Genomic DNA, 23,676 nt, shown 5'->3' on the forward strand with positions numbered 1-23,676 from the left:
AGAATGAAAAAATTCGTCATGGCCGCAGTGGGCGGTACGTTGGCAGGGGTTGTCGCTACCACTCAGATCGCTGGGCCACTTTTGGCACAAGAAAGCGCCGCCAACAGCAATGTCTATGAACAACTTGATCTGTTTGGTGACATTTTCGAACGCATTCGCGGGCAATACGTCGAAGAGGTCGATCCCGGTGATCTGATCGAAGCTGCGATTGACGGCATGCTGACGTCTCTTGATCCACATTCTAGCTATCTGTCCCCCAAAGACGCCGCCGCCATGCAGGTGCAGACCCGTGGCGAATTTGGTGGCCTTGGGATCGAAGTGACCCAAGAAGAAGGCTTTATCAAAGTTGTGTCGCCCATCGACGGCACACCTGCGGCGGACGCGGGTATTGAGGCTGGCGATTTCATCACCCATGTGGATGGCGATTCCATGTTGGGTCTGACATTGGATGCAGCGGTGGGCAAGATGCGTGGCCCTGTAGGGTCCGAAATTATCATCACCGTTGTCCGCGAGGGCGAAGCGGAACCGTTTGACGTTTCTATCGTGCGCGACACCATCGAATTGCAGGCCGTACGCAGCCGGACGCAAGGCGAAACCGTCGTGCTGCGTGTGACGACCTTTAACGACAAAACGACGCCGAACCTGACAACCCAATTGGCTGAAAAGGTCGAAGAACTGGGCGGCATGGAAAACGTAAACGGCTTTGTGCTTGATCTGCGCAACAACCCCGGCGGGCTTTTGACCCAAGCGATCCGGGTGTCGGATGCATTCCTTGAAAAGGGCGAGATCGTATCGACCCGCGGCCGCAACGCTGCCGATGGCGACCGGTTTAACGCAGCGCCGGGCGATCTGGCGGAGGGCAAACCGATTGTTGTGCTGATCAACGGCGGCTCTGCCTCTGCGTCGGAAATTGTCGCGGGCGCGTTGCAGGATCACCGCCGCGCCATCGTTGTGGGGACCAAAAGCTTTGGCAAAGGCTCGGTTCAAACTGTGATGCCGCTACGGGGCGAAGGCGCGATGCGTCTGACCACAGCACGGTACTACACACCCTCGGGTCGTTCGATCCAAGCGCTGGGTGTTAGCCCGGACATCGTCGTCGAACAGCCACGTCGTGTTCCTAATGAAGAAGAGGATGAGCCCGCAAGCGCAGTCGGCCAACGTTCAGAGGCGGACCTGCGTGGCAGCCTGAACAACGATTCGCTGAGCGAAGACGAAATCCGTCAGATCGAAGAAGACCGTGAAAAGGCCGAAGCTGCTGCCACTTTGCGTGAAGAGGATTATCAACTGGCCTATGCCATCGATATCCTTAAAGGTCTGAATGCCCTCGGCCCAACCGAGTAAACCCGTAAGGTGCGTGGTACCGCGCACCTTACCCCCGCCTAAAGAGCGACCTCGAACGGGGTCAGCTTGGGCCAATCAAACTCAACCCCAATACCCGGCACAATCGGCGCGACAGCCAAGTGATCTTCGATCACCAGAGGGCGTTTGGTATAGCGATCAATCGGAAAGCTGTGGACCTCAAGCCAGCCGCCATGCGGTTGGCTCGATACCAGCGAAACATGCAATTCCTGCATCCCGTGACTGCACACCGGCACGCCGGCCTCTGCCGCCATTTGTGCCACCTGCAACCAGCCTGTAATGCCCAAACAGTTCGACGCATCCGGTTGTATAAAATCCACATGCGGCATGGCACGGGCAAATTCGTGGCTAGTGTGTAAGTTTTCGCCTTGGGACACAGGTACACCCGTGGTCGCACGGATCGCGGCATAATCCTCGTAGGCATCAGGAATAATCGGTTCTTCGAACCACGCGATGTCATAGGGTTTAAAAGCACGCGCCATGTCGATGGCCTGCTGCACGGTCATGGAATAATTGGCATCGACCATAAACGTAACATCCGGCCCGATCAGGTCGCGTACCGCTGCAATGCGGGCGATGTCTTCGAGCTGCGTTGGTTGGCCGATCTTGATTTTCACCGCGTTGTGGCCGCGATCCAGATATCCCTGCACGCTGCTAAGAAGCTTGGGCAGATCAAAACCCAAATCGATCCCGCCTGCATAGGCGCGACACCGATCCGATGCACCTCCGGCCGCTTTGACAAGCGATTGCCCCGCCCCTTTCAGGCGCGCATCCCACAGCGCAATATCAACGGCAGACAGCGCAAAACTGACGATGCCGCCGCGCCCAACATAATGCATATGCCAGTCCATCGCTTCGGTTAGTGCTTCGACATTTGTAGCATCCTGACCGATCAAAAACGGCGCAATATCGTGGGTGATCATCGCAGCCGTTGCATGCCCGCCGCGCCCACCATTGTAGGTATAGCCAGTGCCGGTGCACCCATCTTCCAGCGTGATGGTTGCCGTCACCAGATGAAAGTGGCTGTGGTCACCATGTTTGGCGTCCACAAGCACTTCGTCCAGCGGCACCGCAAACAAACGGGCGGTGACGCTGGTGATCTTAGACATTGAGGTGGGCAGTTTCCGGCACCGACGTAAGAACCTTGCCAGAGTTCAGATGCGAAATCAGGTTGTCCACAACAAGCCCGCCCATCGCGGCACGCGTTTCGTGCGTCGCAGAGCCGACATGCGGCAGTAAAATCGCGTTGGGCATGGTTTTCAGCGCGTCCGGTATTTTCGGCTCGGCCTCAAAGACATCCAATGCGGCATAGCCCAAGCGCCCATCTTGCAACGCCTTCACCATCGCGGCCTCGTCCACCACAGACCCACGCGAGACATTGATCAACGTGCCCTCCGGCCCCAGTGCGTTCATCACCTCTTGGTTCACGATATGCTGAGTCGAAGGTCCGCCGGGCGTGATGCAGATCAAGACCTCGACCGCTTTGGCCATATCAGTCAGATCTGGGTGATAGGTGTAAGGCACGTCTTTTTTGCTGCGCGTATGATAGTGGATTTCAGCATTAAAAACGGCCAATTTGTCCGCAATCGCCTGCCCAATACGCCCCAGACCAAGGATACCCACGCGGCGGTTGTCTGCGCTGCGTGACAGGGGCGCGTTGCCGTTCGCTTCCCATGTGCCGGATCTTGCATGCGCCTCGTCCGCCATAAAGTTGCGGAAGCTGGCAAGCATCAGCATGATCGTCGTACTTGCCACCTCGTCGTTCAAAACGTTAGGCGTGTGACTGACAATGATACCGCGATCAGCCGCCACTTTGGTGTCGATGGCATCATAGCCGACACCGTAACAGCTGACCATTTTCAGGTTTGGGCAGGCGGCAAGGACGTCCGCCGGGACACCGTCATGACCGTTTGTGGCGACATGGGTGATGGCAGCACCGGGATAGGCACCTTCGCTCAGTTTATGAATCGTAAAGTGTTCTTCTAAGCGCGTGCGCATCCTGTCGGTGATGCCACCGATTTGTAGAAGGTCATGCATCTTGCTTCACTTCTTGACGCTGGCGGCCCAACCCTTCGATTTCCAATTCCATTACGTCGCCGACCTTGAGATACGTGGGTGGCTTCATTCCCATGCCAACACCGGGAGGCGTGCCAGTCGTAATGATGTCACCGGGGTGCAACGTCATCAAACCCGACAGGTGCTCGATGATTTCAGCCACGGTAAAGATCATGGTATTGGTGTTACCCGTCTGCATCCGCTTGCCGTTCACATCGAGCGACATGGCTAGGTTTTGCACATCAGGAATTTCGTCGCGCGTCACAAGATAGGGACCGGTTGGGCCGAATGTGTCGCAAGACTTGCCCTTGGTCCACTGCCCGGTCAATTTGGTCTGAAAGTTGCGTTCGGACACGTCGTTGATCACGCAATAGCCCGCGACATGGTCCAACGCATTTTCCTTGCTGACATACTTTGCTGTGGTGCCGATGACGACACCCAGCTCGACTTCCCAATCGGTGGCTTCGGAACCGCGCGGCATATACACATCGTCATTCGGGCCAACGACTGCAGAATTTGCTTTGAAGAACAGAATTGGGTGCTCAGGGATCGCAGCGCCAGTTTCGGCGGCGTGGTCTGAATAGTTCAGACCGATGCACAAGAACTTGCCAAAGTTGCCAACGCAGGCCCCAAGGCGCGGATTGCCTTCGACAGCGGGCAGGGTTGTTGGATCGATGCTTTGCAGCTTGTCTAGCGCTTCATCACCCAATGTATCGCCGGTGATGTCGTCAATCACGCCAGACAGATCGCGCAAAGTATCGCCGTCCATCAAGCCGGGGCGTTCGGATCCTGCGTCGCCAAATCGTACAAGTTTCATAGTCTAACCTTTCTTGTGGTCGCGCCAAAAGCGCGGTCATTTTTTTGCACCCAAAGGGGCATTATTATTGCTGCACCCAAAGGGGCGTTAGTGATTGTCGCGCGGCATGTGCTTGCGCGAAATATCTCGGTACTCTGTCGATCCACGCAGGGTCATGCCTTCGTCAAAACGCCCGACCCGGTCGCGGAAAATTTCTTGCCATGGGCTTTGATTTTCTGGCGCGTCGTACCCGCCTGCATCCGCCAACGCCACGGAACGCGCCGCCAGTTCAGCAGGTTCGATCAGCATATCCGCAGTGCATTTCTTCAGATCAATCCGCACCATGTCACCGTTTTTCAGCAAGGCCAGCCCGCCGCCATCGGCAGCCTCAGGCGATGCATTCAGGATCGACGGCGACCCAGATGTACCGGATTGCCGCCCGTCCCCGACGCAAGGCAACGCTTCGACGCCCTGTTTCAACAGATAAGACGGAGCGCGCATGTTCACGACCTCGGCGCCGCCAGGATACCCCTTTGGCCCCGTGCCACGCATGAATAGAATGCAATCGTCATCGATATTTTCTGCTGGGTCATCGATGCGGTGATGATAATCTTCTGGCCCGTCAAAGACGACGGCGCGGCCTACAAAGGCCTCGGGATCATCCGGGTTTGACAGATAGCGCGCGCGAAAGGCATCCGAAATCACAGATGTTTTCATGATCGCACTGTCAAACAAATTGCCCTTGAGGTTGATAAAACCGGCATGCTCTTTCATCGGTTCGGTGATCGAGCGGATGACTTTGGTGTCTTCGCTGCGCAGGCCTTCGCAGTTTTCGCGCATGGTCTTGCCATTCACGGTCATCGCATCGGGGTATGGCAACAGGTCAGCGGCCAGAAGTTCACCAATGACAGCCGGCACTCCGCCTGCGTGTTGATAATCCTCGCCCAGATATTCACCCGCGGGCTGCATGTTCACGATCAGGGGAATCTTGTGGCCAACGTCCTGCCAATCGTCATTGTCCAACGGCACACCAAGATGGCGCGCGATACCATTCAAGTGAATTGGCGCATTCGTGGACCCGCCGATGGCCGAATTGATGACGATCGTGTTTTCAAACGCCTCGCGCGTCATGATGTTGGCAGGACGCATGTCCTCCCACACCATATCCACAATACGCCGACCGGTTTCATAGGCCATCTGACCACGTTCGCGGTAGGGTGCCGGAATTGCAGCCGCGCCGGGCAATTGCATACCCAAAGCTTCGGCCAGCGAATTCATCGTTGTCGCCGTGCCCATGGTGTTGCAATAGCCAACCGATGGGGCGGACGAGGCAACAAGTTCCATAAACCCATCGTCGTCGATTTCACCGGCCGCCAGCATTTCGCGGGCTTTCCACACGATAGTGCCTGAACCTGTGCGTTCGCCACGGAACCAGCCGTTTAACATTGGACCGACGGACAAGGCGACGGCGGGGATGTTGACGGTGGCGGCGGCCATCAAAAGCGCGGGCGTGGTCTTGTCACAGCCGATGTTCAATACGACACCGTCCAGCGGATAACCGAACAGGGTTTCAACCAAAGACAGATAGGCAAGGTTGCGATCCAACATGGCAGTTGGGCGCTTGCCGGTTTCCTGAATGGGGTGCACAGGCACCTCAATACAGGTGCCACCCGCGGCAATGATTCCATCGCGGACGCGCTTTGACAGCTCAAGGTGGTGACGGTTGCAGGGCGACAGATCACTGCCCGTCTGCGCGATGCCGATGATGGGTTTACCCGATTGCAATTCATCGCGCGTCAGGCCGTAATTCAGATAACGCTCAAGATACAGCGCGGTCATTTCCGGATTGTCCGGGTTCATAAACCACTTGCGGGAACGCAGGTCTTCAATTCCTATTTTCTTGCTCATTGTCCCGACCAACCTCCGTCGATGATGTGGGGGTGACCCGTGGTGAATCCACTGTCGTCGCTGCCCAAATAGACCACCAGATTGGCGATTTCTTCGGCGGTGGCGACGCGCCCCATGGGCTGGCGCGATACGAACTGTTTCAAGGCTTCTTCGTAGCTGCCCAATTCTTCGCCGAGTGCTTTGACGCGGTCATGCCAACTTGGGCTTTCTACGGTGCCGGGGCAGATGCAATTACAGCGCACTCCGTCCTTGATAAAATCCAAGGCGACTGATTTTGTCATGCCGATGACAGCGGCTTTGGTGGTGCCATAGATGAATCGATTTGGCGCGCCGATCACCGATGAACAGGCCGAAGACATGTTGATAATCGACCCGGTGCCCCGTTCGACCATGCCCGGAAGGGCGGCCCGGATCGTGCGCAACATGGACCGGACGTTGAGATCAAAAGCGAAATCCCAATCTTCGTCCGTTGTGTCCAGAACGGTGCCATGATGCACGAAACCGGCGCAGTTAAACAGCACATCTGGCTGCGCGCGTGCGACGCCTTCTTTTACGCTGTCATCATCCAATGCATTGATAACAAAAGTTTCTATTCCCGTTGGCATATCCTTCAATACGTCCGCATTCACGTCGGTGGCGAACACGGTCGCACCTTCGGCTGCCATGGCGATTGCGCTTGCGCGTCCGATCCCCTGACCAGCTGCTGTCACAAGTGCGCGCTTTCCGCTTAAACGGCCCATAACGTCCCTCCCTATGTTTTCTAGTGTTGCGCATCGCTGATGCCTGCGTTTTGGTGGGACCGTAGGACAAGCCGTTCGTGTTGACCAGACGTTACGGCAAAATCGAAAAGGACGTGCAATGGCGACGCAAAAAGTAACCCTGTTGGGGACGGGGTTGATGGGGTTTCCCATGGCCCGCAATCTGGTCGAGGCCGCCGTGCCTCTCACGGTGTGGAACCGGACCAAAACCAAAGCGCAACCGCTTGCGGCCATTGGGGCCGAGGTGGTTGATACCACATTCGACGCGGTGACAGATGCCGATATCATCATCTCTATGATGAGCGACGGACCCACTGTTCTGGCCATGATCGCCGAAGTGGCAAAAGCCCTTAAACCGGGGGCGCTGTGGATCGACATGTCATCAACAAAACCCGACGAAGCGCGCGCACAAGCCGAGGTGCTTCAAGCGCTCAACGTTGCCCATCTGGACGCGCCCGTATCTGGTGGGACCAAGGGGGCAGCGGCGGCGACCCTTGCCATTATGGTCGGCGGCAGCGCTAAGGATATGGATCGTGCCAAGCCGACGCTTGCTGCCATGGGCAACCCTGTTCATGTTGGGCCAAGCGGTGCCGGGCAACTTTCGAAACTGTGCAACCAGACCATCGTTGCTGTTACTATCGGGGCCGTGGCCGAAGCGATGTTGTTGGCAGAACAAGGTGGCGCCGACCCCGCAGCTTTGCGCGCAGCGTTGAAGGGCGGATTTGCCGACAGCGTTATCTTGCAACAGCACGGCGAACGTATGACCACAGGTAACTTTGAACCCGGTGGGCTGTCGAAATTCCAGCTTAAGGATTTGAACAATGCTTTGTTCGAAGCCGAAGCCGTGGATCTGAAGTTGCCTATGACGCAAAGTGTGCGTGATCGATTCGCGCATTTCGTGGATCACATGGACGGCGCTGACAAAGACCATTCGGGTCTGTATCTTGAATTGCGCAAACAAAATGGAATGGACACATGATGCGGGTACTTATTCTTGGCGGAGGTGGCATGGTTGGCCAAAAGCTGGCCCAAAAACTAGAAGCCGAAGGGCTTGATGGTGCGCCTGTCACCCTGACCCTACACGACATCGCCTTCCCCGAAGGCGGGGTCGGATCAGACCGGCGGGTTGGCAACATCTCGACCGCTGCCGAAGGGGCGGCATTGGCGGCAGAACGATTCGACGTAATCTATTTCCTTGCCTCGATCGTGTCGGGCCAAGCCGAAACAGACTTCGATTTGGGCTGGCAGGTGAACATGCTGCCCATGTGGCACTTCCTTGAAGCGTTGCGCGCGCAGCACCGCGCGACCGGTGGTGCTTATGTGCCCCGCGTCGTGTTCACCTCGTCCATCGCGGTCTTTGGCGGCCCCTACCCGGACAAGATCGGCGACGAATTCCTGACCTCGCCCCAAACCAGCTACGGCGCGCAAAAGGCGTCGTGTGAACTGATGATCCAGGACTTCTCCCGCAAAGGCTTTATTGATGGCATGTCGCTGCGCCTGCCCACGATCTGTGTACGGCCGGGCAAGGCCAACCTTGCGGCCTCATCGTTTTTTTCGGGCATCATCCGTGAACCGCTAAACGGAGTAGAAGCGATTCTGCCCGTTGCTGACACCGTGCGGCATTGGCACGCCTCGCCTCGTTCAGCGGCTGGTTTTTTGGCACACGCTGCCACGCTAGACACCGACCGTTTAGAAAACCGGCGCGCGCTGAACCTGCCGGGAATCAGCTGTACCGTGGGCGAACAGATCGAAGCTTTGCGCGATGTGGCAGGCAACAACGTGGTGGCACTGATCAAGCCGCAACCGGACGAGGCGATCATGAAGATCGTCGCGGGCTGGCCGCGCAACTTTGCACCTGAACGTGCCACGGCATTGGGGTTCAAGGCCGAAACGTCCTTCCGCGAAATCGTAGACGTCTACGTAGAAGAAGAATTGCCGGGGCGGTAACCGTCAGGACGGGTTGCGGCGTATCCATTCCGCCGCGACCTCTCCCATCGTTTTTGGCTGACCGTCTTTGATCCAGGCCATGAACGCACGATCAAATTTGAACGCCGCGCCACATTCGGCGGACAAAAAACGGCGGACGTTTTGGGTGTTTTTGTACTGGAGATTAATGGGCGTGTCGTGGGTGATCGGGTCGGAATGCCAGTCAAAATCCATAGTTACCTCACACGAATTCCGGTTAGACCGTGGGCGTCATATGGCGCGCCAAATGGTCGTGTACTTTTTGGCGCGTCAGCGCTTCGTCCCCTGCCATGGCAGCATCTAGAATCTCTTGGTGATGTTGGATGTTGTCAGAGATAAAATCAAAAGCGCGATCCTCAACCATGAGTTGCTGGCGGAAGCGGCAATACAGCTGGTGGTGCGTTTCGCGAAGGGTGTCTGATTGGCAGGCGGAGATCAAAGTTTCGTGAAAATGTCGCTCTGCATCGAACCAAAGATCGACGAATGGGGCCGTTTCGTCGGCAGATTGCAGGCGTGTCTCAAGGTGACTGAGTTGATGATGCGCAGCCGTGAGGCGCGCCTCCCAAGCGACGCCTCCGAAGCGAATCGATAGCACCGTACCTTCGGCTTCTAACAGCACGCGCAGGTGGGTCAATTGGTTCAAAACTGCGCGCGATTTTTCAGGTACGCGAAAGCCGCGTTGTTCGCGAAACTCCACTAAACCGAGGGTCGAAAGGCGAAACAACACCTCGCGAATCGTGCTGGCAGAGCAGTAAAATTCTTGGCGCAAATGTTCTGCGCGCATCTTTTGACCGTGCTCAAACCCGCAGGTCATAAGACGATGGCGCAGGGTTTCGAAGATGTCTTTGTTTTGCATCATGAAGGGGCAAGACCAACTTGGGAACGTCCGTACGGTAAGCTAAAAAATTTGGAAATTCCACGAGAATCTCGAAATTTTCCGAAATTTCATTTTATTTGTTGTCGTCTGGAGAAACTCCGCTTAGCCTCGTCTTACAGTGCGCTATACGAGGCCTAAGAGTCTTGCAGTGCGCAATGCAAAATTGTCTGGGAGGATAACATGACATTCATCAAGAAGGCGGCAAGCGTCGCAGCAGTTGCAGCACTTGCAGCAACAACAGCGCTGACGGCGAACGCTCAGCAAACCAACCTGCGCATTCAAACGCACCACGCGCCTGAAACCACAGCCGGTAAATTGTACACGGGTCTGTTTGAAAACATCGAAGCAATGTCCGGTGGTCAAATCACCATCGAAGCATTCTATTCGTCTTCTGTTGTGAAGTCGGTTGAAACCTTTGACGCTGCTGCAACCGGTATTCTGGATTGCGACGCGACAGGTGGTGCTTACCAAACGGGTAAAAACCCTGCCTTCCAATTCGTTGGCGACATCATGGGCGGCTATGCCACACCAACGCAACAGCTGTCATGGTTGTACTTCGGTGGCGGTCTGGACGCAGCTCAAGAGCTTTACAACACCTATGACATGCAGCTGGTTGGCTGGATGGTTTATGGCCAAGAAAGCTTTGCCTCGACAAAACCAATCGCTGCGATCTCTGATCTGAAAGACTGGAAATTCCGTTCGCCTCCGGGCATGGAAACCAAAATCTTTGAAAAACTCGGCGCAAAGCCAGTTGTGATGGATTTTACCGAAATCTTTACAGCGCTTGAAACCGGCATCATCGATGGTGCCGATGCGTCCAACATCGCGACAAACAAAGGTCTTGGCCTTTATGACATCGCGAAATACGCAAACTTCCCCGGCTTCCACTCGATGCCATCTGACCACTTGGCTTGTAACAAAGCCGTTTGGGATGCAATGCCCGACCACCACCGCGCAATCATGGAAGGCGCAATGGCCGATGCGGCAATGAAAGCCGCATTGTTTGTTGAAAAGCAGAACTCTGAAGCTGTTGCTGCTCTGCGCGCCGAAGGCGTCACCATCAACGAATGGAGCGCAGATGATCTGCAAGCGTTCCGCAACGTTGCTCAGGAAACATGGCCTGAGTTCGCGACAACGCCAGAAGCCAAAGCACTTGTGGCAAGCCACATCACTTACCTGAAAGAGCTGGGTCTCGTTCAAGAGTAAGTTATTGCTCAGAACGCGGGGCCTTAACGTATAGGCCCCGCGTTTTTTTGACTTTGCTGTCAGGCGACACCCCCCCGAGTTGATGAAAATGACCCACTTCATGTGGTCAACCGGCCGACCTTTCCGGGGTCGTGCAAGGGTAACTTGTCGGACCGTGAATTGATCGAATTTATGGCCGTAGCTAGATGATGCAGCAATCGAGAGGAGACGACGTGGAACAGAAATCGGGAACGCTGATTGAGTGGCTCATGCCGTTGGCTTTCATCTTTTGTGCGGGCTGGGTCACTTGGCATATGCCTGCATTTATTCTGGACTGGGGTGGCGAAAGCCAACAGTTGTCAGAACAGTTTAAACGCCTTGATGTGGCGCCCAACCTGCCAGTGGTGATGGGCCAGTACATCGATATCTTAGACCTTCTTGCCCTGATTGGGGTTTTGGTTTTCGCTGTTTTCGGCGTCTTAACGGTGCGCCGCGCACCGATGGAATTTGAACGTTGGAGCAATCTGGACAAACTGTCGGTTTTTATTGGCCGGGTCACCATGTTGCTGGTTGTTCTGCTGACTTCTGTGATGCTGTACGAAGTGTTTGTGCGTTACCTGCTGAATGCGGGCACCCTTTGGGCGAATGAACTATCGCTTTGGCTGGCGAGCTTTGTGTTTTTGTGCGCCGGGCTTTACGCCATGCAACAACGCAGCCACATTCGCATCTTTCTGATCTATGATCTTATGCCACGGTTTTTCCAACGCGTGTGCGATTGCATTTCGACACTGTTGATCGTCTCGTTTGCCTTTTTCCTTGTCTATGGCGGATACGGCGAAGCCTTTGCCAAGTTCGGCCGTTGGGAGACATTCGGAACTGCGTTTGACCCCCCGATTCCGGCGACGATCAAGCCTATGGTTCTGTTCATTGTATCGCTTGTGGCGGCACAAGCCGTGTTGAACCTAATTACAGATTGGAATGACGAACCCGTTGTTCACTCCGCAGCGGACGACATCGACGCTGACGAAATCGAACGTTTGAAAAAAACGGTGGGGGCCGACTAAAATGGATATTGGAACGATCTCACTGGTCCTGCTTTTGGGCCTCATGGTGCTGCTTGTGATCGGCATGCCGCTTGGTTTTGCATCGGCAATTCTGGCTGTTCTTGTGCTGGTCATGAAATTCGAACCACAGTTGCTTTATGCGCCTTGGACCTTTGGGGATGGCATTTTGACCGGTAGGCCCGGATCGGGGCCGCTCAATATTTTAGCCCAGAAAATATACGGGCTCTTAACGGATTACGTCCTTATATCCATTCCGCTGTTCATCTTTATGGCGTCATTGCTGGAACGTTCCGGCATCGCCAAGGACATGTACACGTCGCTGAATATCTGGCTGAACCGAACCCGTGGCGGTATTGCCGTAGTGACCTCGATCATGGCCGTGATTATGGCCGCGATGTCGGGCATCATCGGGGGCGAAGTCGTTCTGTTGGGCCTGATTGCTTTGCCGCAAATGCTGCGCTTGGGATACAACCAGAACCTTGCCGTTGGGGTGATTTGTGCCTCTGGTTCTTTGGGGACGATGATTCCGCCGTCGATTGTTCTGATTATCTACGGTCTGATCACTGAAACCTCGATCAAGGCTTTGTTCACGGCATCATTCCTTCCGGGGTTCATGTTGGCGTCGTTCTTTATCATCTACATTTTGGTACGCACACGCTTGCGCCCCGAGGACGCGCCGCTTCCGGAACCGATTCCGGGTGAGCCCGAAGGCCGCGAGAAATGGATGCTCTTTGGTGGTTTCTTTTCCCTCGTGATCGCAGGCGCCTGGAGCTTCTTTGCTGCGCGTGTGCTGTTCTTTGAACTGTCCGGTCAAAATGCATCAAACACTGGTGATCCGATCCGTTTTGGGACGATAGATTACCTGCCTTGGTTTGTCGGTACGGTCGTGATTGCGTTGGCGCTGGTCTTCTTTGTCTTTGGCGTGGAGCGCACCAAAAAAGGCTGGGCGATGGGTAAGGGCCTTGTGCCACCAACCATTATTATCGGCGTTGTTCTGGGGTCCATTTACATGGGTATCACAGGCATCACCGAAGCTGCTGGTATGGGCGCTTTTGCCGTGTTGGTGATGGCGGCGATGCGGGGCGAAGCGTCCTTTGATCTGGTTTGGGATTCGCTGTTGCGGACGCTCAAGTCGACGGGCACGATTATTTGGGTGACCCTTGGTGCTGCGGCTTTAGCTGGTGCTTATACAATCGCGGGTGGTCCTGTGTTTGTCGCCGACTTGGTGGTTGGTCTTGATGTACCACCAATGGGGATCATTCTTGTTATGATGCTGATCCTGTTGTTCATGGGCGCGTTCATGGACTGGGTCGGTATCGTGTTGCTGATCATTCCGGTCTTCTTGCCAATCGTGTTGAAGCTACCAATCGATCAGATTGGCCTGTTCGGGGAACTTGACCCTCGCCATGTCGCGATCTGGTTCGGGGTGGTGTTCTGTATGAACATGCAGGTCAGCTTCCTGTCGCCACCCTTTGGGCCCGCCGCTTTCTATCTGAAATCAGTGGCCCCGGCGCACATCTCGTTGACAGATATCTTTAAGGGGTTCCTGCCCTTTATCGGTATCCAACTGGTCGCCTTGTCGGTGTTGTTGATTTACCCGCCGATCATCTCGTTGCTGCTGTAAGGGCATACCATGCTAACTGCCGCCCAAGTCGCACAGTTCAACACAGACGGCTATGTGGTTGTGGACGATATTCTGCCTGCGCTCGTTTTGGAAAACGTGCGGGCAGAATATGGCGATCTGATGGATTCGTTATACGCTGCTTGGCAGGCCGAAAGGCGCGTGCCGGACGGTGCGGGTATGGATTTTTGGGGCAAGTTGAGTGCTGCCTATGCCGCAGGTTGCGAATGGTTTCAGCCTATGGATATCAGCTTGCCCGGTGGGGAAATAACGCCAGATTGCCCGATGCACTTTGGGCCGGCGATCTTTGATCTGGTGATGCACGCGCGTATCCTTGATTTGGCCGAGGCATTGATTGGATCCGAGTTGACCCTCAATCCTATCCAGCACGTGCGCATCAAGCCGCCGACACCTGACTTGCACGCGGATGAGGTCCGCGCGCACATCACGCGCACCGATTGGCATCAGGACCGCGCTGTCGGTTTAGAAAAGGCGGACAGCACAGATATGGTGACGGTCTGGGTGGCTGTCACTGATGCCACTGTTGAAAACGGATGCCTGCAAGTCATCCCCGGCATCGACGCTGGTATTTTGCCACATTGCCCACAGGTGCAAACATCCATCGCGCCCAGTCACCTCGACACCAGCCGTGCTGTGCCATTGCCCGTCAAGGCGGGGGGCGTGGTGCTGTTTCATCCTTTGGTGCCACATGCTTCGTTGCCCAATACGTCGGATGGTTTTCGCTGGTCCTTTGATTTGCGGTTCTCCAAAACGGGTCAGAACACTGGACGCGACCACTTTCCTGACTTTGTCGCGCGCAGCCGTCACGCGCCCGAAACCGAATTGCGCGATTGGCACGTTTGGCGCGATGGGTGGTTTGACGCCCGCAAACGGCTTGCCACGACGCCGCACATTCCGATCCACCGGTGGGCCTCTGATGCGCCCTTTTGTGCCTAGAGGGCTTCATGAACTTCATCCGTCTTGATTCAACAGATTCCGTGGTTACGGCGACCCGCGCTCTCGAAGTGGGTGTTGCCATCGAACACGTGGCCACCCGCGTGCTGATCCCATCAGGGCACAAGATCGCTACGCGCGATTTGGCCAAAGGCGACGCGATCCGCAAATATGCCCAAGTGATCGGATACGCGGCGCAGGACATCCAAGCCGGTGATCATGTGCACACCCACAACGTCGAATTCCGCGCCACGGATGTGGATTATGAATTTGGTACCAACCTGCGCCCCGCAACACCCGCGACCGGCGATACGTTCATGGGGTACAAACGCGGCAATGGTCAGGTTGGCACGCGCAACTACATCGCCATTGTCACGTCTGTAAATTGCTCGGCCACCGCGGCGCGGATGATCGCCGCACATTTCACACCCGAGATCCTTGCAGACTATCCAAACGTTGATGGTGTCGTGGCCTTTGTGCATGGCACGGGGTGCGGCATGGCGGGCGATGGCGATGGGTTCGAAGCGTTGCAACGCGTCATGTGGGGCTATGCGGCCCATCCCAACCACGCGGCTGTGCTGATGGTGGGTTTGGGGTGCGAAATGAACCAAATCGATTGGTTGCTTGAGGCATGGGGTCTGAAACAAGGGCCAACCTTTCAGACAATGAACATCCAGTCCGTCGCGGGGCTGCGCCAGACCATCGAAAAGGGCATCGAAAAGGTAACCGCGATGCTGCCCATCGCCAATCAGGCGACGCGCACGCCCTGCCCGGTGTCTGAGTTGAAAGTTGCCCTGCAGTGTGGCGGTTCGGATGCGTGGTCTGGGATCACGGCCAATCCGGCGCTTGGCTATGCGACTGACCTGTTGGTTGCCCAAGGTGGTACTGGTGTATTGGCCGAGACGCCCGAAATCTATGGCGCCGAACATCTGTTGACGGCACGCGCCACCGACCGTGCAACTGGGGATCGCCTGATTGGTCTGATCAAATGGTGGGAGGATTACACCGCCCGCAACAAGGGCAGCATGGACAACAACCCAAGCCCTGGAAACAAGGCAGGCGGCTTGACCACGATCCTTGAAAAATCGCTGGGTGCGGCGGCCAAGGGCGGCACCACGCCTCTGACGGGCGTTTATAAATATGCCGAAATTGTACGTGCGCGCGGCTTTACCTTTATGGACAGCCCCGGTTATGACCCGGCCAGCGTGACTGGACAAATTGCAGGTGGTTGCAACCTTGTGTGCTTTACCACTGGTCGCGGGTCGGCGTTTGGGTCAAAACCTGCGCCGACAATCAAGGTGGCCACCAACACCGAGATGTTCGATCGCATGACTGAAGACATGGATGTGAACGCAGGCGCGATGCTTAGCGACGGCGTGTCGCTTGAGGACAAAGGACGCGAGATTTACGAACTGTTCTTGCGCGTGGCCTCGGGCGAGATGTCGAAATCCGAAGCCCAAGGGCTTGGTGACTACGAATTTGTGCCATGGCAGATCGGCGCGGTGATGTGACGCGCCATGCAGCCCCTTCCAAACCCGGACACACCAACCGGGATGAACAACAGATACAAGGCGCTAAAATTCAGCGCTTTTTAACATTCTACGAAACAGGAGACTTATTATGAGCAAACCAACAATTGGATTTATCGGTCTTGGCCTGATGGGCGGGGCTATGGTTGGTCGTTTGCAGGATCAAGGGTACGCCCTGACTGTGGTCGCAAACCGCACGCGCACCTATGTGGATCAGGCCATCGCCCGCGGCGCGACCGAGGTTTCCACCGCTAAAGATGTCGCTGCGGCGTCTGATATCGTGATGCTGTGTATGGACACGTCCGTAAATGTCGAAGCGCGCATGCGCGGCGCTGAAGGTGTCATCGCAGGGCTGAAACCGGGTGCGGTTGTGGTTGACTTTGGCACCTCGCTGCCGGGATCGACGCGGACTTTGGGCGACGAAGTCGCCGCAGCCGGTGGTCATTATCTTGACGCGCCATTGGGGCGCACACCGGCACACGCGGTTGATGGATTGCTAAACATCATGTGTGCAGGCGATCAGGCTGCGTTTGATAAGGTGCAGCCGGTGCTCAAGGAATTGGGCGAGAACGTTTTTCACCTTGGCGCATTGGGGTCGGGGCACACGATCAAACTGCTGAACAACTTCTTTGGTATGACTGTTGCGAACGCCATGTGCGAAGTCTTTGCGATGGCTGATGTCATGGGGGTCGAACGCCAAAGCGTCTATGACGTGATCGCGGCTGGGCCGCTGAAATCTGGCATGATGGATTTTGTCAAAGGGTATGCTGTCGACAGCGATCCGAACCAACTGGCCTTTGCGATTAAAAACGCAGCCAAGGATGTGGGGTACTACTCACAAATGGCATCGGATGCCGGCGCAGAATCGATCATGTCGAAATGCGCGCTTTCAGCACTGAATGACGCACGGGATTCCGGTCGCGGAGACGACATGGTGTCGCAAATGGTCGATTTTTACGCTGACCGTTTCAAAGGCTAAGGCTATGGCGATTGCGGCACGCGCCAACCAAGATCGCGCTGCCCTTGGCATCATGATGACGCTGGGGGCATATGCGTTCTTTTCGTTGATCGATACGTCGGTCAAGTGGTTGGTGCTGGCTGGATTGCCTGCGTTCCAGCTGGCGTTCATGCGCTATCTGCCGCATTTCATTATCTCGACGCTGTTGATTTTGCGGCAAGGGGCCAGTTGGTCTAATTTTCAAACAGACCACCTTGGCCTTGTGTTGTTGCGCGCCTTTTTGTTGGCTTCGGCCACTTTGTTCAACTTCATCACGCTGAAATACCTGTCATTGACGGTGACGGGTTCGATCATGTTTTCGGCACCCATCATCGTGTGCGCGCTGTCTTGGCCGTTGTTGGGTGAACGCGTCGGTCCGTGGCGCTGGGGTGCGATCACGTTGGGATTTGTCGGCGTTTTGGTGGTGATCCGCCCGTTTAACGCGGACTTTCACTGGATTGCGTTGCTGAACGTTTACAACGCCATTTCGTTGGCGCTGTATTCGATTATCACGCGCAAAATTTCCGGCGTGGTGGCGGCGGAAACGATGCAGTTCTATATGGGCGCATTCGGAGCGATCATACTAGCTCCGTTTGCCATTAATGTCTGGGTTAGTCCTGAAACACCTTTGCAATGGGCCTTGATGATCGGTTTAGGGCTGTGGGGCTGGGCGGGGCACGAGATCTTTTCTCGGGCGCATTCCTATGCACCGGCAAATACATTGATGCCATATACTTACAGCTTCTTGCTCTACCTCGCGCTGGCCAGCTATGTGGTGTTCAAAGATGTGCCAGACGGTTGGACCCTTTTGGGGGCAGCCATCATCGTATGTTCAGGATTTGTTGTCTGGTGGCGGACAGCGCGAAAGGAAAAACTATGAAGATCGCAGCGATTGGCGAGGCGATGATTGAATTGTCTATGGGCGGGAATACCGCGGCTGTTGGTGTGGCTGGGGACACGCTAAATACCGCGATTTATCTCAAGCGCAGCGCGCCGTCTTTGGAAGTGGACTACATCACGCGGGTGGGCACGGATGCCTTTTCGAACCGGATCGTAGACTTCATCGAAGCCGAAGATATCGGCACCAAACACATCGAACGTGACCCCAATGGCACGCCGGGCTTATATGCGATTACGACTGACGACACGGGCGAGCGGTCGTTCACGTATTGGCGCGATAGCGCGGCGGCCCGTTGGACTTTCATCACCGATCAGGGCCCGGATTTTACCCAACTTGCACGCTATGATGTGATCTATTTGTCGGGCATCACCATTGCGATCATGACGCCATCGGTGCGCAACGCGCTGTTGTTGTTTTTGCAGGGGTTCCGTCGTTCCGGTGGGTTGGTTTGCTATGACAGTAACTACCGTCCGCGCCTGTGGGCTGACGTTGAAACAGCACGCGCTGCGAACAATGCCATGTGGTCGATCACTGATATCGCCTTGCCATCAATTGATGACGAAATGGAAATGACCAGCGAAACCCCTGACACCATTGCAAAACGGTTTTTGGCTGCTGGGCGCACTGGCGCGCTGAAACGTGGCCATGAAGGGCCGCTCTGCCTCAAGACGGGTGCGACCTATGATTTTCCGCAGGCTACGACAGTGGTTGATACCACGGCGGCGGGCGACAGTTTCAATGGCGGGTATCTTGCATCTTCGTTAACGGGTGCGTCTCAGGCCAATGCGTTGCGAAGCGGTCATGACCTTGCCGCGCACGTCATTGGGCACAAAGGCGCGATCCTGCCCAAAGACGCCGGATGAACTTAAAGGCGTGCGTATGAAGGTTCTACTGATCGGTTCAGGCATGGTGGCAGACACGCATGTGCTGGCGCTGCGGGACAATACGGTGGGCGCGCGTTTGGTGGGCGTTCTGGGGCGCGACGACCGGCGAACAGCCGATTTTTGTGACCGCGCGTCTGGCACGCTTGGGTACCCCGTTTCTGCGTTCATAGACATTGACACGGCGCTTGCGGTGTCACCCGACATGGCCATCGTGATCACACCGCCCAACGCACGCGCACCTTTTGCATCGGCGCTCGCAAAGGCGTCCATCCCCACTTTGATGGAAAAGCCGATCGAACGCACGCTTGGCGCGGCGCGCGCTATTGTCGACACCTTTACGCGGGCCGAAACGCCACTTGGGCTGTGCTTTCAACATCGCATGCGAGATGCGGCGCAGGCGCTGAAAGCGCCGCTTTTGGCGGGTGATCTGGGTGACATTTTGCATGTCGAAATCCGTATCCCATGGTGGCGTGATCAGGCGTATTACGACGCACCGGGTCGCGGCAGCTATGACCGTGATGGCGGCGGCGTGATGATAAGCCAGGCGATCCATACGCTTGACCTTGCGCTTTGGCTGGCCGGACCTGTCGCCAACCTTCAGGCGCAGATGCAAACGACGTCGCTGCACCTGATGGAGGCCGAAGACATAGCTTCGGCTTTGTTGACGTTTCAGTCTGGCGCATCTGGCGTGCTAAGCGCCAGCACCGCGGCGTACCCCGGCACGACAGAAAGCATCGCGCTGACGACAACCCGTGCGCAAGTTCTGCTCGAGGGCGACACACTGCGCATCGATTGGCACGACGGCAGACAAGACCGCCATACGCCTGAAACCGAAACAGGCACTGGTGGTGGCGCGGATCCGATGGCCTTTTCGCACGGCTGGCATCAGTCGGTGATCGAGGATTTTGTAGATGCTGTGCGGGACAACAGACCCCCCGTCGCCCCACCGGATCAAGCGCTGCACGTTCATGCGGTGATTGACGCGATGGAACGCGCGGCCCGCAGTGGAACCGTGACAGAGGTCGCAGAATGACGTTCGTTTGCATCGCCTGTGGTCATCGCCCCTTACGCGACATGGCCGAAAGTTTGGCACATATTGATGCACGTTCGCTGTATGGCCGGGGGCACCCATGACCCGGATCGGAGTGGCAGGTGCCGGCCTTATCGGCAAGCAACACATCGCCGCGATTGAACGCACGCCGGGCGTGACCCTGTCAGCGATCTTTGACCCTGTTTTGACGGACAGCCCTTGGCCCTCGGCGCGTGACCTTGCCGACCTTGCCAAGCAGTCCGATGGCATTATCCTTGCTGTTCCCAACGCGCTACACGCCCCCATGGCGCAGGAATTGATCGCGTTGGGCTGCCCCGTGCTGATCGAAAAACCGCTGACGGGCACCGCAGTCGAAGGTGCCACTCTTGTCGCCGCTGCGATCGACGCCAACGTTCCGATCCTTGTCGGCCATCATCGCCGCCACAACCCGCTGGTTGCCAAAGCCAAAGAAGTGATCGAGGCAGGCACCCTTGGCACCCTCACAACTGTTCATGGGCAGTGCTGGTTGCCCAAACCCGACCATTATTACCAAGCGGCATGGCGGCAAGGCGCGGGCGCGGGGCCACTGTTTATCAACCTGATCCACGACGTGGATGTCTTGATGCACCTGTGCGGTCCGATTGTCGAAGTGCAAGCCTATCAAGCCAATACAATCCGGGGCGCGCAGGCCGAAGAAGTCAGCGTTGCAATTCTGCGTTTCGCCAATGGAGCGCTAGGCACGCTGAACCTGTCGGATGTTGCGCTGGGTCCGTGGAGCTGGGAATTGACTGCAGGCGAAAACCCCGCCTATCCCAAGACCGATCAATCGGCCTATCTTATCGGTGGCACGCAGGGGTCGCTTTCGCTGCCCAATCTAACAGTTTGGAGCCAGAAGGACGGCCCGGATTGGTGGGCCCCCATGGATCAGACAAAGTTGCCGATCCCATTGGCGGATTCCCTATCGACCCAAGTCGCACATTTTGCAGATGTCATCGCCGGGCGCGCAACACCGTTGGTAAGCGCAACAGATGGCCTGCGTGCTGTGCAGGTGATCGAAGCGATCAAACAAGCTGCAGATACGGGTGGGCCGATCAAGATCAATCACTAGCGTTTGTTTCGACATATTCCCGCGTAACGACGCGCAAACATGGGTCGTGATAGGGTCGGATCACATCAATCGTTCACCCCGACGATGTACTTCTTAGGTCGCACACGGCTCGCCGAAGCGGGTGATCGAACAGGCAGGCGGCGCTGGCATCACTTTGGTGATGGGAACCCGCAATGATAGTTTTGATGCGGGCTTTCACGCTTGTTCTGTCCAGTTCCAAGCGCTTTTTGTGTCGTGATGTTGCGTGCGGTTGCACCAAACAGCGCACCCCGCTAGGCAGAAGGTAGCAACCAAAAGGCATCGCCCATGACCCAAGCCGCCCTTCCGCAACTGTCTGATATCCGCGTGGCGGTGATTGGGCTTGGTTATGTTGGTTTGCCGCTGGCTGTCGCCTTTGGACAGCAACGCACGACTGTTGGCTATGATTTGAACGCCGCGCGTATCACCGCCTTGCAACAAGGGACTGACAGCACAGGCGAGGTTGATGATCTGGCAAGTGCCACCGATTTGACCTTTACCGCTGACATCAAAGACATCGCCGATTGTAATGTCTTTATTGTCGCCGTCCCGACCCCAATCGACAATCAACGTCAGCCCAACCTTGGGCCGTTGTTTGCGGCCTCTCGTGCCATTGGGTCGGTGATCAAGCGTGGCGACATCGTGATCTATGAAAGTACGGTCTATCCCGGTGCCACGGAAGACGACTGCCTGCCGCTGGTCGAGGAGCGATCGAACCTGACCCTCAACACAGATTTTTACGCAGGCTATAGCCCCGAGCGGATCAACCCCGGCGATAAAACGCGGCCCCTGACAAAAATCACCAAGGTCACATCCGGATCGACGCCACAAGCGGCCCAGTTGATCGATGCACTTTATGGCACAATCATTACGGCGGGCACCCATCTTGCGCCCAGTATCCGCGTGGCCGAGGCCTCAAAAGTGATCGAAAACACGCAACGCGATGTGTCGATTGCGCTGATCAATGAACTCTCGATTATCTTTTCGCATCTGGGTCTTGATACAGCGGCTGTGTTGGACGCGGCGGCGACTAAATGGAACTTTAACCGTCTGTCACCCGGGCTTGTGGGCGGACACTGTATTGGGGTCGATCCCTATTATCTTGTGCACAAATCCATCGCTGCGGGGCACATCCCAGACATCATCCGCATGGCACGCGAGATCAACGATGGCATGGCGCGCCATGCTGTCAGCCTGTTGATCAAAAGGATGATCCAACACGAGGCTCGCGTGCATGGCGGGCGTGTTCTGGTGCTTGGCATCACGTTCAAGGAAAACTGCGCCGACATGCGTAACACCAAAGTGGTCGATATGTTAAGCGAGCTGGAAAGCTATGGGCTGACTGTTGATTTGCATGACCCCTGGGCGGATGCAACCGAAGTGCACAGTTGTCACCGCATCGACATGTTGCCCAAGATGCCCGACGCAAAGGGGGTGTATGACGCGGTGATCCTTGCTGTGGCGCACGACAGCCTGACAACTCAAGGGCCGAAGGCCCTGCGTGCACAGCTGAAACCCAGTGGCGTGTTCTTTGATATGAAGTCAGTCTTTGATCAAAGCGATAGCGATTTGCGGCTTTAACCCAGTTTCGTCAGGGCCGTTGCCGCCAATGCAGCGGTGCGCGTGCCTGTTTCAATTGCGCCTTCGATCAAACCGCCATTGCGGACGGATACTTCAGCCCCGGCAAAGAACAATCGTTCGGCAATAGGTTGCGACAATTCCGGCGCGCCATAGGGCGGATGCCCAGCCGGAGGGACACGGTCCGCAGGGGTCGCGGTGTATGGTTCTTGGGCCCAATCCATGAGGTGAAAGGCTTTTGGTTCTGCAGCTTCTGCGCCGAATAAGCGGGTTAGCTGGGCCAACGCGGCTGCTTTTAATGCATCCGTGTCTTGGCGCGCGTCAAAGGGTACGCCGACAAAACCAAACAGGCCGAAAACCCCAGCCTCAGGGTCACTTTGATCTGCGATTTCAACCAAAGGACCGATATGGCTGACGGCACCGCCAGACAGGCCAGCTTCGCGCCAAAAGGGGCGATCATAGAATGCGACAACTTTTGCATGGGCCGCCATCCAAGTGGGCCAGCGAATTAGGGCGTCTGCGACCTTTGAGGGCCAAGTCGGCGTCAGTTTCCATTGGGCTGCAATGGGGCCGGGCACCGCGCAGATCACCGCATTTGCGGCCCATGTGGTGCCATCCGACGTGATCACCATTGGCGAACCTGTTAGGTCCACGGTCGAAACTTCCTGTTCGAACTGTACAATCCCTTCCGGAAGCAGGTTCGCCAATGCTTGCGCTAAGGCTTGCACGCCACCACGCACCCTTGCAGCATCGCCGTAGCGTTGGGGAAAGGCACCGCGTTGCGTCTGTGCGCCAGCTTCATAGATGAAATCGCCAGTTTCGAACTGCGGCAATGACTTCAGTCCCAGCTCGGCCAACAGGTCCACCACCTGTGGTTGCGTCGCAGGCCATATCCAAGCAGGCCCAAGGTCAATGCCACCTGTACCTTGCATCACACTCAAGGCGCGGCCTCCAACGCGGTTGCGGGCCTCAAGTACGCAGACCTTATGACCTGCTTGATGCAACCGATAAGCCGCAGTCAAGCCAGCCAAACCCGCCCCCAAAATAAGTACGCTTGGCTCACAATCCACGTCTTGTTCCATTGTCATT

22 protein-coding genes are annotated in these 23,676 nt (G+C 56.3%); 14 read left to right on the forward strand and 8 right to left on the reverse strand.

Annotated features, from left to right (window positions below):
• Positions 1-3 precede the first annotated feature (3 nt).
• On the forward strand, positions 4-1,341 hold the full coding sequence (locus ABJF76_RS07795) for a S41 family peptidase (RefSeq protein WP_413818848.1): 1,338 nt from the start codon (positions 4-6) through the stop codon (positions 1,339-1,341).
• Positions 1,342-1,379: 38 nt separating this feature from the next.
• On the opposite strand, the gene ABJF76_RS07800 is transcribed toward ABJF76_RS07795, so the two are convergent.
• The 5 genes from ABJF76_RS07800 to ABJF76_RS07820 form a co-directional block, all read right to left on the reverse strand.
• A complete protein-coding gene (locus tag ABJF76_RS07800; protein WP_413818847.1) occupies positions 1,380-2,468 on the reverse strand; it encodes a mandelate racemase/muconate lactonizing enzyme family protein in 1,089 nt (362 codons plus the stop codon).
• Positions 2,461-3,396 (reverse strand): 2-hydroxyacid dehydrogenase, encoded by a 936-nt coding sequence (locus tag ABJF76_RS07805; RefSeq protein ID WP_413818846.1) that lies wholly within the window; start codon positions 3,394-3,396, stop codon positions 2,461-2,463. Before ABJF76_RS07805 ends, ABJF76_RS07800 begins: the two co-directional genes overlap by 8 nt.
• Entirely contained in the window at positions 3,389-4,231 is an 843-nt protein-coding gene (locus tag ABJF76_RS07810) for a fumarylacetoacetate hydrolase family protein (protein WP_413818845.1), read from the reverse strand. The genes ABJF76_RS07805 and ABJF76_RS07810 overlap by 8 nt, the downstream gene beginning before the upstream one ends.
• 87 nt (positions 4,232-4,318) lie before the next feature.
• Positions 4,319-6,118, reverse strand: coding sequence for an IlvD/Edd family dehydratase (locus tag ABJF76_RS07815; protein ID WP_413818844.1), 1,800 nt, complete (start codon positions 6,116-6,118; stop codon positions 4,319-4,321).
• Complete coding sequence (locus ABJF76_RS07820) at positions 6,115-6,858, reverse strand: SDR family oxidoreductase (protein WP_413818843.1); 744 nt, start codon at positions 6,856-6,858, stop codon at positions 6,115-6,117. Before ABJF76_RS07820 ends, ABJF76_RS07815 begins: the two co-directional genes overlap by 4 nt.
• A 43-nt stretch (positions 6,859-6,901) precedes the next feature.
• Between ABJF76_RS07820 and ABJF76_RS07825 the strand changes: the two genes are divergently transcribed.
• Positions 6,902-7,855, forward strand: coding sequence for an NAD(P)-dependent oxidoreductase (locus ABJF76_RS07825; protein WP_413819239.1), 954 nt, complete (start codon positions 6,902-6,904; stop codon positions 7,853-7,855).
• Positions 7,852-8,823 carry a D-erythronate dehydrogenase gene (denD, locus tag ABJF76_RS07830; protein WP_413818842.1) on the forward strand — a complete coding sequence of 324 codons (972 nt, stop codon included), beginning with the start codon at positions 7,852-7,854 and terminating at the stop codon, positions 8,821-8,823. The genes ABJF76_RS07825 and denD overlap by 4 nt, the downstream gene beginning before the upstream one ends.
• Before the next feature lie 3 nt (positions 8,824-8,826).
• Here the strand turns inward: denD and ABJF76_RS07835 are convergent, their stop codons facing one another.
• Both ABJF76_RS07835 and ABJF76_RS07840 read right to left on the reverse strand, forming a co-directional pair.
• The gene (locus ABJF76_RS07835) at positions 8,827-9,036 is read right to left on the reverse strand and encodes a DUF6434 domain-containing protein (RefSeq protein ID WP_413818841.1); all 210 of its coding nucleotides are present in this window, start codon (positions 9,034-9,036) and stop codon (positions 8,827-8,829) included.
• A gap of 22 nt (positions 9,037-9,058) precedes the next feature.
• On the reverse strand, positions 9,059-9,700 hold the full coding sequence (locus tag ABJF76_RS07840; RefSeq protein ID WP_413818840.1) for a GntR family transcriptional regulator: 642 nt from the start codon (positions 9,698-9,700) through the stop codon (positions 9,059-9,061).
• Positions 9,701-9,898: 198 nt separating this feature from the next.
• Here ABJF76_RS07840 and ABJF76_RS07845 point away from each other — a divergent pair, with 198 nt between their 5' ends.
• The 11 genes from ABJF76_RS07845 to ABJF76_RS07895 all read left to right on the forward strand — a co-directional run bounded on the left by ABJF76_RS07845 (position 9,899) and on the right by ABJF76_RS07895 (position 22,590).
• Positions 9,899-10,924, forward strand: a complete 1,026-nt coding sequence (locus ABJF76_RS07845) for a TRAP transporter substrate-binding protein (RefSeq protein ID WP_413818839.1) — start codon at positions 9,899-9,901, stop codon at positions 10,922-10,924.
• A gap of 212 nt (positions 10,925-11,136) precedes the next feature.
• Positions 11,137-11,967 (forward strand): TRAP transporter small permease subunit, encoded by an 831-nt coding sequence (locus ABJF76_RS07850; protein WP_413818838.1) that lies wholly within the window; start codon positions 11,137-11,139, stop codon positions 11,965-11,967.
• A 1-nt stretch (position 11,968) separates the two neighbouring features.
• On the forward strand, positions 11,969-13,591 hold the full coding sequence (locus ABJF76_RS07855; protein ID WP_413818837.1) for a TRAP transporter large permease: 1,623 nt from the start codon (positions 11,969-11,971) through the stop codon (positions 13,589-13,591).
• A 9-nt stretch (positions 13,592-13,600) separates the two neighbouring features.
• Positions 13,601-14,545, forward strand: coding sequence for a phytanoyl-CoA dioxygenase family protein (locus ABJF76_RS07860; RefSeq protein ID WP_413818836.1), 945 nt, complete (start codon positions 13,601-13,603; stop codon positions 14,543-14,545).
• A gap of 8 nt (positions 14,546-14,553) precedes the next feature.
• On the forward strand, positions 14,554-16,053 hold the full coding sequence (locus ABJF76_RS07865; RefSeq protein ID WP_413818835.1) for a UxaA family hydrolase: 1,500 nt from the start codon (positions 14,554-14,556) through the stop codon (positions 16,051-16,053).
• 109 nt (positions 16,054-16,162) lie between these two features.
• Positions 16,163-17,050, forward strand: a complete 888-nt coding sequence (locus ABJF76_RS07870) for an NAD(P)-dependent oxidoreductase (RefSeq protein WP_413818834.1) — start codon at positions 16,163-16,165, stop codon at positions 17,048-17,050.
• Positions 17,051-17,054: 4 nt separating this feature from the next.
• Positions 17,055-17,948: a DMT family transporter gene (locus tag ABJF76_RS07875; RefSeq protein ID WP_413818833.1), complete on the forward strand. Its 894-nt coding sequence runs from the start codon at positions 17,055-17,057 to the stop codon at positions 17,946-17,948.
• Positions 17,945-18,832: a sugar kinase gene (locus ABJF76_RS07880; RefSeq protein WP_413818832.1), complete on the forward strand. Its 888-nt coding sequence runs from the start codon at positions 17,945-17,947 to the stop codon at positions 18,830-18,832. Before ABJF76_RS07875 ends, ABJF76_RS07880 begins: the two co-directional genes overlap by 4 nt.
• Positions 18,833-18,848: 16 nt before the next feature.
• Positions 18,849-19,886, forward strand: a complete 1,038-nt coding sequence (locus ABJF76_RS07885; RefSeq protein ID WP_413818831.1) for a Gfo/Idh/MocA family protein — start codon at positions 18,849-18,851, stop codon at positions 19,884-19,886.
• Positions 19,887-19,983: 97 nt separating this feature from the next.
• Complete coding sequence (locus tag ABJF76_RS07890; protein WP_413818830.1) at positions 19,984-20,991, forward strand: Gfo/Idh/MocA family protein; 1,008 nt, start codon at positions 19,984-19,986, stop codon at positions 20,989-20,991.
• A gap of 306 nt (positions 20,992-21,297) precedes the next feature.
• A complete protein-coding gene (locus ABJF76_RS07895; protein WP_413818829.1) occupies positions 21,298-22,590 on the forward strand; it encodes a nucleotide sugar dehydrogenase in 1,293 nt (430 codons plus the stop codon).
• On the opposite strand, the gene ABJF76_RS07900 is transcribed toward ABJF76_RS07895, so the two are convergent.
• A complete protein-coding gene (locus ABJF76_RS07900) occupies positions 22,587-23,675 on the reverse strand; it encodes a flavin monoamine oxidase family protein (protein WP_413818828.1) in 1,089 nt (362 codons plus the stop codon). The two genes, ABJF76_RS07895 and ABJF76_RS07900, sit on opposite strands and share 4 nt — an antisense overlap.
• Position 23,676: the final 1 nt, after the last annotated feature.

This window comes from Tateyamaria sp. (assembly GCF_039940735.1).
Taxonomy (GTDB): Bacteria; Pseudomonadota; Alphaproteobacteria; order Rhodobacterales; family Rhodobacteraceae; genus Tateyamaria.